Annotated in this window: 10 protein-coding genes; 9 read left to right on the top strand and 1 reads right to left on the bottom strand. The window is 70.4% G+C overall.

The features are described 5' to 3' along the window. The first annotated feature begins 117 nt into the window (after nucleotides 1–117). The 9 genes from DEI96_RS10315 to rbfA all read left to right on the top strand — a co-directional run bounded on the left by DEI96_RS10315 (nucleotide 118) and on the right by rbfA (nucleotide 11,668). Nucleotides 118–1,452, top strand: a complete 1,335-nt coding sequence (locus tag DEI96_RS10315; protein WP_181440516.1) for a M50 family metallopeptidase — start codon at nucleotides 118–120, stop codon at nucleotides 1,450–1,452. A gap of 24 nt (nucleotides 1,453–1,476) precedes the next feature. Next, nucleotides 1,477–2,967, top strand: a complete 1,491-nt coding sequence (locus DEI96_RS10310) for a purine-cytosine permease family protein (protein ID WP_111023076.1) — start codon at nucleotides 1,477–1,479, stop codon at nucleotides 2,965–2,967. Next, nucleotides 2,964–3,524 (top strand): cysteine hydrolase family protein, encoded by a 561-nt coding sequence (locus DEI96_RS10305; RefSeq protein ID WP_111023075.1) that lies wholly within the window; start codon nucleotides 2,964–2,966, stop codon nucleotides 3,522–3,524. The genes DEI96_RS10310 and DEI96_RS10305 overlap by 4 nt, the downstream gene beginning before the upstream one ends. 56 nt (nucleotides 3,525–3,580) lie before the next feature. After that, nucleotides 3,581–4,735 (top strand): flavodoxin-dependent (E)-4-hydroxy-3-methylbut-2-enyl-diphosphate synthase, encoded by a 1,155-nt coding sequence (gene ispG, locus DEI96_RS10300; protein WP_171907786.1) that lies wholly within the window; start codon nucleotides 3,581–3,583, stop codon nucleotides 4,733–4,735. A 148-nt stretch (nucleotides 4,736–4,883) separates the two neighbouring features. Then, nucleotides 4,884–6,635 carry a proline--tRNA ligase gene (locus DEI96_RS10295; RefSeq protein WP_111023074.1) on the top strand — a complete coding sequence of 584 codons (1,752 nt, stop codon included), beginning with the start codon at nucleotides 4,884–4,886 and terminating at the stop codon, nucleotides 6,633–6,635. Nucleotides 6,636–6,778: 143 nt separating this feature from the next. Then, complete coding sequence (gene nusA, locus DEI96_RS10290) at nucleotides 6,779–7,774, top strand: transcription termination factor NusA (RefSeq protein WP_071414715.1); 996 nt, start codon at nucleotides 6,779–6,781, stop codon at nucleotides 7,772–7,774. Between the two features lie 68 nt (nucleotides 7,775–7,842). Beyond that, nucleotides 7,843–8,154: a YlxR family protein gene (locus DEI96_RS10285; protein ID WP_031259737.1), complete on the top strand. Its 312-nt coding sequence runs from the start codon at nucleotides 7,843–7,845 to the stop codon at nucleotides 8,152–8,154. 74 nt (nucleotides 8,155–8,228) lie between these two features. Further along, nucleotides 8,229–11,081 carry a translation initiation factor IF-2 gene (infB, locus tag DEI96_RS10280; RefSeq protein ID WP_111023073.1) on the top strand — a complete coding sequence of 951 codons (2,853 nt, stop codon included), beginning with the start codon at nucleotides 8,229–8,231 and terminating at the stop codon, nucleotides 11,079–11,081. Nucleotides 11,082–11,194: 113 nt separating this feature from the next. Beyond that, complete coding sequence (gene rbfA / locus DEI96_RS10275) at nucleotides 11,195–11,668, top strand: 30S ribosome-binding factor RbfA (RefSeq protein ID WP_111023072.1); 474 nt, start codon at nucleotides 11,195–11,197, stop codon at nucleotides 11,666–11,668. On the opposite strand, the gene DEI96_RS10270 is transcribed toward rbfA, so the two are convergent. Next, nucleotides 11,665–12,591: an iron-sulfur binding domain-containing protein gene (locus DEI96_RS10270; protein WP_502866280.1), complete on the bottom strand. Its 927-nt coding sequence runs from the start codon at nucleotides 12,589–12,591 to the stop codon at nucleotides 11,665–11,667. The genes rbfA and DEI96_RS10270 overlap by 4 nt on opposite strands. Between the last annotated feature and the right edge of the window lie 8 nt (nucleotides 12,592–12,599).

The following is a 12,599-nucleotide window of genomic DNA, read 5'->3' as shown; positions in this document are numbered from 1 at the left end:
CCTCCCGTCCGACGCGGAGGCGGCAGACCGCGGACGTGACGCACAGGCCTGGAGGCCCGGATCACCTCTCAGACGGCGCTCGGCTCCGTCATGGAATCAGTCCCGTACTCTTTCCCGGTGACCGTCGAATCCGTCCTGCTCTTCGTCCTCGGCGTGGTCGTCTTCATCATCGGCCTGCTGGTCTCGATCGGACTCCACGAGCTGGGGCACCTGTCCTTCGCGAAGCTCTTCAACGTCAAGGTGACGCAGTACTCGCTGGGCTTCGGCAAGGCGATGTGGTCGTTCAAGCGGGGTGAGACCGAGTACGGGATCCGCCCGATCCTGCTCGGTGGGTACATCTCGATGGTCGGCATGCTCAAGCCGCGCGCCTCGGGTCGAGCGAACGCCATCACGAACACCGGCATGTACGGCGCGTTCGTGCAGGACGCCCGCCAGGCCAGCGCCGAGCAGATCGCGGACTCCGGCGGTGACGACTCCCGCGCCTTCTACCGCCTGACGCCGTGGAAGCGGATCATCGTGATGGTCGCGGGCCCGGCCATGAACCTGGTGATCGGCATCGTGCTGTTCGGTGTGCTGCTGTGCGGGTTCGGGGCGCCGACGACGACCTTCACGTCGAGCGTCGGGTGCGTGCTGCCGAACAGCCAGACGACCGAGTGCTCGCCCGGCGACGCGGTGTCCCCGGCGAAGCAGGCGGGCATCGAGTCCGGCGACGTCGTGCTCTCCGTGAACGGTGAGCAGGACCCCACCATCACCCGCGTCTCCGAGGTCTTCCAGGAGTCCGCCGGTGAGCAGGTCACCGTGGTCGTCGAGCGCGACGGTGCCCGCAAGACCCTCGAGATCACCCCGACGACCGCCACCCGCGACGTCTACGACGCCGAGGGCAAGGTCGTCAAGAACAACGACGGCACCACGAAGACCCAGCGCGTCGGCGTCGTCGGCGTCAGCATCGGGCAGTCCCTGGTGCGGCAGTCCCCGGCCGAGGTGCTGCCCGCGACCGGGGCCCAGATCGCGGCGTCGGCGCACCTGATCATCGACCTGCCGCAGCGCCTGGTCGCCGTGTGGAACGCCGCGTTCGGTGCCCAGGAGCGGTCGCAGGACAGCCCCGTGTCGGTGGTGGGCGTGGGCCGCGCGATCGGCGAGGTCTCGTCGATGAGCGGCGTCCCCGTGGTCGACAAGGCGTACACGATCCTCGGGCTGCTGGCCTCGCTCAACATCGGCCTGTTCGTGCTGAACATGGTGCCGCTGCTGCCGCTCGACGGCGGACACATCGCGGGTGCGCTCTGGGAAGCGATCAAACGACGGTCGTTCAAGCTCGTCGGCAAGGCGGACCCGGGGCCCATCGACCTGGCGAAGACGATGCCGCTGACGATGGTCGTCGTGGTGCTGTTGGCGGGCATGAGCGCGCTGCTCATCTACGCCGACATCGTGCGGCCGGTGAACCTGTTCGGGTAGTCGCTCCGGCGCTACGCTCAGCGGATGACCACAGCCGCCCCGAACCCTCCCGAGGTTCGCACCGTCGAGCGCCAGGGCCTCGACGTCATCGCCGAGACCGACCGGAAGGGCACCCCGAGGGGGCTGTTCTGGCCGTGGTTTGCCGCCAACATCTCCGTCCTCGGCATCGCTTACGGGGCATTCGTCATCGGGTTCGGCATCTCCTTCTGGCAGGCCACCGCCGTCTCGGTCGTCGGGGTGGTGTTCTCGTTCCTGCTGTGCGGCGTCGTCGCGATCGCCGGCAAGCGGGGGTCGGCGCCGACGATGGTGCTGAGTCGTGCGGCCTTCGGCGTGCGGGGCAACCGGGTGCCCTCGTTCCTCAGCTGGATCCTCACCGTCGGGTGGGAGACCTCGCTCGCCGCCCTGGCGGTCCTGGCGACCTCGACGGTCTTCACCGAGCTCGGCTGGGACGGCGGGGTGCTGACGAAGGTCGTCGCGCTGGTCGTCGTCGCCGCGCTCGTGGTCGGGGCCGGCGTCGCGGGCTTCGACGTGATCATGCGCCTGCAGACCTGGATCACGGTCATCACGGGGGTGCTCACCGTCGTCTACATCGTGCTCGCGGTGCCCTCCATCGACTTCGCCGCGATCGCCGCGATGCCCGCCGGCAGCGGTCAGCAGGTCATCGGGGCCCTGGTCCTGGTGATGACCGGCTTCGGCCTCGGCTGGGTGAACGCGGCTGCCGACTACTCCCGGTACCTGCCGCGGGCCGCGTCCACCGGTGGGGTCGTCGGGTGGACGACCTTCGGCGGCGCGCTGGCCCCGGCGATCCTCGTGGTCTTCGGCGTCCTGCTCGCCGGGTCGTCGCCGGACCTGAACGCTGCCATCCAGGACGACCCGATCGGCGCGCTCACCACCATCCTGCCGATCTGGTTCCTCATCCCGTTCGCGATCGTGGCGATCCTCGGGCTCGTCGGGGGAGCGGTCCTCGACATCTACTCGTCGGGCCTCGCGCTGCTGAGCGTCGGCGTGAAGATCCCGCGGCCGGTCGCCGCCGGGGTCGACGGTGTGTTCATGGTGGCTGGGGCGATCTACATCGCGTTCTTCGCCGAGTCGTTCGTCATACCGTTCCAGGCGTTCCTGATCACCCTCGGCGTGCCGATCGCGGTGTGGGCCGGCATCTTCGTCGCGGACGTCCTGCTGCGCCGACGCGCCTACGCGGAGGCCGAGCTCGACGACCGCCGCGGCCGGTACGGTGACGTCCGGTGGGGCGCGATCGCCCTGGTCGTCGTCGGCACTGCGCTCGGGTGGGGCCTCGTCACGCTGGCGTCACCCCCGTGGTTGACCTGGCAGGGCTACCTGCTCGGCCCGTTCGGCCTCGGTGGCCGCGAGGGCCCCTGGGCGTACGCGAACCTCGGCGTCCTCGTCGCCCTGGTCGTCGGGTTCCTCGGCACGCTGCTGTTCGCGCGCGGGTCGGTCCGCCGCCAGGAAGCCCTGAGCACACCGGGAGCACCGAGCACCCCGGACGACCTGCGATGAGCGCGGAGATCCCCGACGACGCCTGGCTCGTCGTGATCGACATGCAGCAGGTGTTCACCGGCGAGAACCCGTGGGCCGCCCCGCGGTACGACCACGCCGGCGCCGGCATCGAGCGGCTCCTCCCGCGGTTCACGGGCCGCACGGTGTTCACCCGCTTCGTGGCACCGGCGGAGCCGGAGGGTGCGTGGGTGCCCTACTTCCGCGACTGGCCCTTCGCACTGGTCCCGGACACCGACCCGCTGTACGCGCTCACCGAGCCGTTCGCGTCGGCCGCCGCGGACCGGAACGACCCCGTCGTGACGGAACCGACCTTCGGCAAGTGGGGGTCGAGCCTCCAGGCCGTCGTCGGCGACCACCCGCACCTGGTGCTCACGGGGGTGTCGACCGACTGCTGCGTGCTGTCGACCGCGCTGGCCGCGGCCGACGCCGGTGCGACAGTGACCGTCGTGGCGGACGCCTGTGCCGGCGCCAGCGACGAGGACCACGACCGCGCACTCGCGGTGATGCGGCTCTACGCCCCGCTCATCACGGTCGTGGACTCGGTCAGGGAGCTCTGAACGGACGCACGGGGACCGGACCCGGCACGGTCAGACCGAGCGCGTAGAGTGCTCACGTGCCCGCAGTCAACCTCGGTATGCCCAAGTCCCCCGAAACCCTCGCTCCGCGTCGCAAGTCGCGGCAGATCCGGGTCGGCAAGGTGCTCGTGGGCGGCGACGCCCCGGTGTCCGTGCAGTCGATGACCACGACGCAGACCACCAACATCAACGCGACGCTGCAGCAGATCGCCGAACTCACGGCGTCGGGCTGCGACATCGTCCGGGTCGCCGTCCCCACGCAGGACGACGCCGACGCGCTGGCGATCATCGCGAAGAAGTCGCAGATCCCCGTGATCGCCGACATCCACTTCCAGCCGAAGTACGTCTTCCAGGCGATCGACGCCGGCTGTGCGGCCGTCCGCGTCAACCCGGGCAACATCCGCAAGTTCGACGACCAGGTCGGCGCGATCGCCAAGGCCGCCAAGGACGCCGGCGTCTCGCTCCGCATCGGTGTGAACGCGGGGTCGCTCGAGCCGAGTCTGCTGCAGAAGTACGGCAAGGCCACCCCCGAGGCGCTCGTCGAGTCCGCCGTGTGGGAAGCCTCCCTGTTCGAGGAGCACGACTTCCACGACTTCAAGATCTCGGTCAAGCACAACGACCCGATCGTGATGGTCAAGGCCTACCGGCAGCTCGCCGCCGCCGGTGACTGGCCGCTGCACCTCGGTGTGACCGAGGCCGGCCCGGAGTTCCAGGGCACGATCAAGAGCGCCACCGCGTTCGGCATCCTGCTGGCCGAGGGCATCGGCGACACGATCCGCGTGTCGCTCTCCGCCCCGCCCGCGCAAGAGGTCAAGGTCGGCCTGCAGATCCTGCAGTCGCTGAACCTGCGCGAGCGCAAGCTCGAGATCGTCTCCTGCCCGAGCTGCGGTCGCGCGCAGGTCGACGTGTACCAGCTCGCGAACGACGTCACGAAGGGGCTCGAGGGCATGACCGTCCCACTCCGCGTCGCCGTCATGGGCTGCGTCGTCAACGGCCCGGGCGAGGCGCGCGAGGCCGACCTCGGCGTCGCTTCGGGCAACGGCAAGGGGCAGATCTTCGTCAAGGGCCAGGTCGTCAAGACCGTGCCCGAGGCCGAGATCGTCCAGACGCTCATCAACGAGGCGAACCGCATCGCGGACGAGATGGGTCCGGCCGCCGCCACCGGCACGCCCCAGGTGATCATGGCGCCGTAGGCGCGACCACCCTTCAGACCGGAGGCCCGGTGCCAGCTGGCACCGGGCCTCCGGTCCGTCCTCGGGCGGCGCCGGCGCCGCTCGCGCCCAGCGGCGGGGACACCGCACGGAACCCGCGGCGTCGGCCCGTCGCCACTAGGCTTGCCCCGTGGTCACACGGCTTTCGCATCTGTTCCTCCGTACGCTCCGCGACGACCCCTCCGACGCCGAGGTGACGAGCCACAAGCTGCTCGTCCGCGCCGGGTACGTCCGTCGCCAGTCCCCGGGGATCTTCGCCTGGCTGCCGCTCGGCCTCCGGGTGCGCGCCAAGATCGAGGCGATCATCCGCGACGAGATGGTCGCAGCCGGTGCGCAGGAGGTCCTGCTGCCCGCGCTCCTGCCCCGTGAGCCGTACGAGGCGACGAACCGCTGGACCGAGTACGGCGACGGCATGTTCCGCCTGCAGGACCGCAAGGGGTCCGACTACCTGCTCGCCCCCACGCACGAGGAGATGTTCGCGCTCCTGGTGAAGGACCTGTACTCGTCCTACAAGGACCTGCCGGTCACGCTGTTCCAGATCCAGGACAAGTACCGCGACGAGGCCCGCCCCCGCGCCGGGCTCCTGCGTGGCCGCGAGTTCACCATGAAGGACGCGTACTCGTTCGACCTCACCGACGAGGGCCTCGAGCGCAGCTACCAGGTCATGCGCGATGCCTACGAGAAGATCTTCGCCCGCCTCGGCCTCGACTACGTCATCGTCAAGGCCGACGCCGGCGCGATGGGCGGCTCCAAGTCCGAGGAGTTCCTGCACCCGATCGGCGTCGGCGAGGACACCTTCGTCCGCAGCGCCGGCGGCTACGCGGCCAACGTCGAGGCCTACGTCACCCCCGTCCCCGAGCCGCTGCCGATCGAGGGTCAGCCCGAGCCCGTGCTGCTGCCGGCGTCGGACACCCCGACGATCGACACCCTCGTCGCCCACGCGAACCAGGTCGCGCCGCGCGAGGGCGCCCCGTGGACCGCGGCGGACACGCTGAAGAACGTCGTCCTCGCGCTCACCCACCTCGACGGCACGCGCGAGGTCGTGGTCGTCGGCCTGCCCGGTGACCGTGACGTCGACCTGAAGCGCGCCGAGGTGTCGTTCGCCCCGGCCGAGGTCGAGGCCGCCGGCGACGACGACTTCAAGAAGCACCGCGGCCTGGTGAAGGGCTACATCGGCCCGCAGGTCCTCGGCGCCGACAGCGCCACCGGCCTCCGCTACTTCGTCGACCCGCGTGTGGTCGACGGCACGAGCTGGATCACCGGCGCCAACGAACGCGGCGTGCACGTGTCCGGCCTCGTCGCCGGCCGGGACTTCGTGGCCGACGGTGTCGTCGAGGTCTCCGACGTCCGCGCGGGTGACCCGTCCCCGGACGGCTCGGGCCCCCTCGAGACCGCGCGTGGCATGGAGATCGGGCACGTCTTCCAGCTCGGTCGCAAGTACGCCGAGGCGCTCGGTCTCAAGGTGCAGGACGAGAACGGCAAGCTCGCGACGGTCACGATGGGCTCGTACGGCATCGGCGTGACCCGCATCCTCGCGATCCTGGCCGAGTCCCACAACGACGAGAAGGGCCTGGTCTGGCCGAAGAACGTCGCGCCGTTCGACGTGCACATCGTCGCCACCGGCCGTGACCAGGTCGCCTACGAGCTGGCGGCCTCCGTCGTCGCCGAGCTCGAGGGCGAGCGGTTCGACGTGCTGTACGACGACCGCCCCAAGGTCTCGCCCGGCGTGAAGCTCCGCGACGCCGAGCTGCTCGGCATGCCGATCGTCGTCGTCGCCGGCCGCGGCGCCGCCGAGGGCGTCGTCGAGCTGTGGGACCGCGCGACCGGCGACCGCCGCGACGTGCCGGTGGCCGACCTGCTCGACGCGGTCCGCGCGATCTAGACGCGACCCCTGACGGACGGGAGGCCCGTGGCGACGCCGCCACGGGCCTCCTGTCCGTCTCCTGGTTCTGGGGTACGCTTGTGGCCGACTTCTGCGCAGTTCCACCCCGCAGGAGCGACTCATCTGAATACGGAGGCACCTCGGTGAAGATCGATCTCGCAGTCCTGCGACTCATGGAGCGCGAGCGGGAGATCCCGTTCGACGAGCTCGTCCAGATCATCGAATCTGCCATCCTGACCGCCTACCAGAAGCACGCCGACGAGAACGGCGAGCCGGCCCACGCGCAGTCGCGCGTGGAGCTCGACCGCAAGTCCGGCGAGGTCAGCGTCTACGTTCCCGAGCTCGACGACGAGGGCACCGTCATCGGTGAAGCCGTCGACCAGCCGAGCGACTTCGGACGCATCGCGGCCTTCGCGGCGAAGCAGGTCATCAACCAGCGCCTGCGCGACATCGGCGACGACAAGATCCTCGGCGAGTTCCGCGGCAAGGAAGGCGACATCGTCGCGGGCGTGGTCCAGCAGGGCCCGAACCCGAAGATGGTGCACGTCGACCTCGGCACCATCGAGGCGATCCTGCCCCCCGAGGAGCAGGTGCCGGGGGAGTCGTACAAGCACGGCTCCCGCATCCGCGTCTACGTGACGAGCGTCGCCCGTGGCAACAAGGGTCCGCAGATCATCGTGTCGCGCACCCACCCGGGCCTCGTCCGGAAGCTCTTCGCACTCGAGGTCCCGGAGATCGCGTCCGGTGTCGTCGAGATCACCTCGCTCGCCCGCGAGGCCGGCCACCGTACGAAGATCGCCGTCAAGGCGAACGAGCCGGGTGTGAACGCGAAGGGTGCCTGCATCGGCGAGCTCGGCGCACGTGTCCGTGCGGTCACGAACGAGCTCGGTGCCGAGAAGATCGACATCGTCGACTACTCGTCTGACCTCGCCTCGTTCGTCGCGAGCGCCCTGTCGCCGGCCAAGGTGACGAGCGCGTTCGTGCTCGACGCCTCGACGAAGGCCGTCCGCGCGCTCGTGCCGGACTACCAGCTGTCGCTCGCGATCGGCAAGGAGGGGCAGAACGCCCGCCTCGCCGCGAAGCTCACCGGCGCCCGCATCGACATCCAGCCGGACTCCATCCTGGACGGCGAGGACTAGGACGATTTCGCTCCCGGCGCGCCCTGCGAGGGCGCGCCGGATCGCGCACGTCCGAGGCAAGGAGTAGAGTGGTTCCCGTCAGAACGTGCATCGGCAGTCGTCGTCGCGCTTCCCGATCCTCCCTCCTCCGAGTCGTCGCCCTGAGCGATGGCCGTGTCGTGGCGGATCCGAAGGCAGTCATGCCGGGCCGGGGAGCGTGGCTCACACCGACCGTCGATGCCTACGATCTGGCCGTCAAGCGCAGGGCTTTCCGCCGTGCGCTCCGGTTGGATCGCGATCCCGACACGTCCGCGGTGCTCGACCACATCGTCGGTCTCCCACAGGAACCGGCCGAGCGCCCGGACATGACAGAACAGGCTGAACGGCTTATGGACAACTGATGAGCGGCTCGAAATGAGACCCGTCATCCATTGAGTCCTGCCCCTTCACGGGGTGGGACCCGTGAAGGAGAACAGTGGCTAAACCACGCGTACACGAGATCGCAAGCGAACTCGGCGTCGACAGCAAGACCGCACTCGAGAAGCTCAAGGAGCTCGGCGAGTTCGTCCGGGGTGCCAGCTCGAGCATCGAGCCCCCCGTGGCACGGAAGCTCCGTGCCGCCCTCCAGGCAGACGGCGCCCCCGCGGCGAAGCCCGCCGCCTCGGCCTCCGCGCCGAGCGCACCCGCCAAGGCCAGCGCGCCGAAGTCGAGTGCACCCAAGCCCGGCGGCCCCCGTCCGGGTCCGGCTCGTCCGGCCCCGGCTCCCGAGCCCGAGGCCCCGGCAGCACCCGCTGCCGACGTCCCCGCACCGGCCGCACCGAAGTCCGTCGCGCAGCGACAGGCCGAGGCAGAGGCTGCGCAGAAGGCCCGCGCCGAGAAGCAGGCCGCTGAGCAGCAGGCCGCCGAGCAGGCAGGCGGGTCGACCGACGCTGCTCCGAAGTCCGACGCCGTGAAGCCGGGCACCAGCCCGAAGGCTCCCGCGGCAGCCGGTCCGAAGCCGGGTGGCCCCAAGCCCGGTGCACGTCCGGGCAACAACCCGTACTCGTCGAACCAGGGCATGGGCTCGCGCCCGCCGCGCCCCGGCAACAACCCGTACTCGTCCAACCAGGGCATGGGCCAGCGCCCGGCCGCCGGCGCAGCCGGTGGCGGTGGCATCCCGCGTCCGCAGCCCCCGCGTCCGGGTACGCCCCGTCCGGGTGCTCCGCGTCCGGGTGGTCCCGGTCAGGGCAACCGTCCCAACGGCTTCGGGCAGCGCCCGGGCCAGGGTGGTGGCCGTGGCGGCCCCGGTGCCCGTCCGGGTGCCGGCGGCGGTGCCGGTGGCGGCTTCCCGCGTCCGGCCTTCAGCGGCCCGCGTCCCGCCGGTGGCGGTGGCCGTGGTCGTGGCCCCGGTGGTGGTACCGCCGGTGCGTTCGGTCGCGGTGGCGGCAAGAGCCGTGCCCGCAAGTCGAAGCGGACGAAGCGCGCCGAGTACGAGATGCGTCAGGCCCCGTCGCTCGGCGGTGTGCAGGTCCCTCGCGGCGACGGCAACACGGTCGTCCGACTCCGTCGTGGTGCGAGCATCTCGGACTTCGCGGACAAGATCGACGCCATGCCCGGCAACCTCGTGACGGTGCTGTTCCACCTCGGTGAGATGGCGACCGCGACCGAGTCGCTGGACGAGGCCACGTTCGAGGTCCTCGGTGACGAGCTGGGCTACAAGATCCAGATCGTCTCGCCCGAGGACGAGGACAAGGAGCTCCTCGAGGGCTTCGACATCGACCTCGACGCAGAACTCGAGGACGAAGACGACGACGTGCTGCAGCAGCGGCCGCCGGTGGTCACCGTCATGGGTCACGTCGACCACGGCAAGACCCGCCTCCTCGACGCGATCCGCAACTCGAAGGTCGTCGAGGGCGAGGCCGGTGGCATCACCCAGCACATCGGTGCGTACCAGATCGTCGCGCAGCACGAGGGCATCGACCGCCCGATCACCTTCATCGACACCCCGGGTCACGAGGCCTTCACGGCCATGCGTGCTCGTGGTGCCCAGGTGACGGACATCGCGATCCTCGTGGTCGCGGCGGACGACGGCATCATGCCCCAGACCATCGAGGCGTTGAACCACGCGCAGTCGGCCGGTGTGCCGATCGTCGTCGCGGTCAACAAGATCGACAAGGAAGGCGCGAACCCCGCCAAGGTCCGCCAGCAGCTCACCGAGTACAACCTGGTGGCCGAGGAGTACGGCGGCGACGTCATGTTCGTCGACGTGTCGGCGCGGCAGAACATCGGCATCCAGGAGCTCCTGGACGCCGTGCTGCTCACCGCGGACGCCGGTCTCGACCTGCGTGCGAACCCCGACAAGGACGCCCGTGGTGTCGCGATCGAGGCCCGGCTCGACAAGGGTCGCGGTGCAGTCGCCACGGTCCTCATCCAGTCCGGCACGCTCCACGTCGGTGACGCCATCGTGGCGGGCACGGCCTACGGCCGAGTCCGTGCGATGACGGACGAGAACGGGGTCGCGGTCAAGGCCGCGACGCCGAGCCGCCCGGTCCAGGTGCAGGGTCTGTCCTCGGTGCCCCGCGCCGGTGACACCTTCCTCGTCACCGAAGAGGACCGCACGGCGCGTCAGATCGCTGAGAAGCGTGAAGCCGCCGAGCGCAACGCCCTGCTGGCGAAGTCGCGCAAGCGCATCTCGCTCGAGGACTTCACCCGTGCGCTCGAAGAGGGCAAGGTCGAGTCGCTCAACCTCATCATCAAGGGTGACGTCTCCGGTGCCGTCGAGGCACTCGAGCAGTCGCTCCTGGACATCGAGGTCGACGACAGCGTCCAGCTGCGCATCCTGCACCGCGGTGTCGGTGCGATCACGGAGTCGGACATCGACCTCGCCACGATCGACAACGCCATCGTCATCGGCTTCAACGTCCGTCCGGACGTCAAGGCCCGTGAGCGTGCGGCGCGCGAAGGCATCGACGTGCGCTTCTACTCGGTCATCTACAACGCACTCGACGACATCGAGCAGTCCCTCAAGGGCATGCTCAAGCCCGAGTACGAAGAGGTCCAGTCGGGCGTCGCCGAGATCCGCGAGGTGTTCCGTTCCTCGAAGTTCGGCAACATCGCGGGTGTCATCGTCCGCTCCGGCACGATCACGCGCAACGCCAAGGCGCGCGTCATCCGCGAGGGTGTGGTGGTCGCCGATGGCCTGGCCATCGAGTCACTGCGTCGCTTCAAGGACGACGTGACAGAGGTCCGCACGGACTTCGAAGCCGGTATCGGTCTGGGCAAGTTCAACGACATCCAGATCGGCGACGAGGTCGAGACGACCGAACTCGTCGAGAAGCCGCGCGACTGATCGCGTGACTCCTCTGGGCCCCGGCCTCCCCACGCGGGAGGCCGGGGCCCGACCCCTTTCCCACGCAGGACCACCGGCGGGAAGCGTCCCGCCACTGCCTCAGGAGGCACCCAATGGCCGATCCGCAGCGCGCACGCAAGATGGCGGACCGCATCAAGGAAGTCGTCGCACGTCGACTCGACAAGGGTCTGCGGGACCCGCGACTCGGGTTCGTCACGATCACCGACGTCCGTGTGACCGGTGACCTGCAGCACGCGTCGATCTTCTACACCGTCTACGGCACCGACGAGGAGCGTGCGGACTCCGCCGCGGCGCTCAAGGCCGCGACCGGCATGCTCCGGTCCGAGGTCGGCAAGAACATCACCGCCCGCCTCACGCCGTCGCTCGAGTTCATCGCCGACGCCCTGCCCGAGACCTCGGCGCACATGGAGGACCTGCTCGTGCAGGCCCAGGTGCGCGACGAGCAGGTCCGCGCAGCCTCGGTCGGCGCGACGTACGCCGGCGACGCCGACCCGTACAAGCGCGACGAGGACGACGCCGCCGACGACGCTGCCGAGACCGACGGCTCCGCCGAGCCGCGTTCCTAGATCCCGGGCAGCTGGTAGCCGCTCGCGTCGTCCCCGACGGCCAGTCCGTCACGCAGGAGCGACGCGAGCGCCCGGTCCCGCTGGTCGGCGTCCGGCCACACCGGTTCGATCTCGGACCGGGTGACCGGCACGTCGCTGGCGCGCAGCTCGGCCATGATCAGGCCGCGCACCTGGCGGTCACTGCCGGCGAACTTCGCCTGCCGCGGAGCCCGCGGCCCGTCGTGCTCCGGGTACCCGGCCGCACGCCACGCGCAGCGGTCCGCGATCGGGCACGCATCGCACGCGGGGGAGCGGGACACGCACACGAGCGCGCCGAGCTCCATCACGGCGGCGTTCGTGGCGGCGGCGTCGTCGCGGTCCGCCGGCAGCACGGACTCCATCAGTGGCAGGTCCTGCTTCGCCTTCGCCGGCCCGGGTTCGCCCTGGCCGAGGACCGCACGTGCGAGCACGCGTCGCACGTTGACGTCCACGACCGGGTGCCGGTCGCCGTAGGCGAAGACCGCGACGGCCCGCGCGGTGTAGTCGCCGATGCCCGGCAGCGCGAGCAGGGCGTCGACATCGCGCGGCACGACGTTGCCGTGCTCGGTCGCGATCGCGGTCGCCGCCGCGTGCAGCGCGAGCGCGCGTCTCGGGTAGCCGAGCCGATCCCAGGCACGTACCGCCTCGGACGGGGGCGAGTCCGCGAGGTCGCGAGGCGTCGGCCACCGGGTGAGCCACGCCTCCAGTCGGGGGACCACGCGCGCGACCTGCGTCTGCTGCAGCATGATCTCGCTGACGAGCGTCCCCCACGCGGGGAAGCCGGGTCGGCGCCACGGCAGGTCCCGCGCCTGCTGCCGGAACCACGCGATCAGCGGGGTCGCGATGTCGGGCCGTTCCGGCGTGGCCGGCTCCTGCACACCGCGTCGCGCGGTCGGTTTGTCCACATCCGGTC

Source organism: Curtobacterium sp. MCLR17_031 (assembly GCF_003234775.2).
Lineage (GTDB): Bacteria > Actinomycetota > Actinomycetes > Actinomycetales > Microbacteriaceae > Curtobacterium > Curtobacterium flaccumfaciens.
Note: the sequence above shows the minus strand (reverse complement) of the source record. Positions and strands in the feature narration are given on the sequence as shown.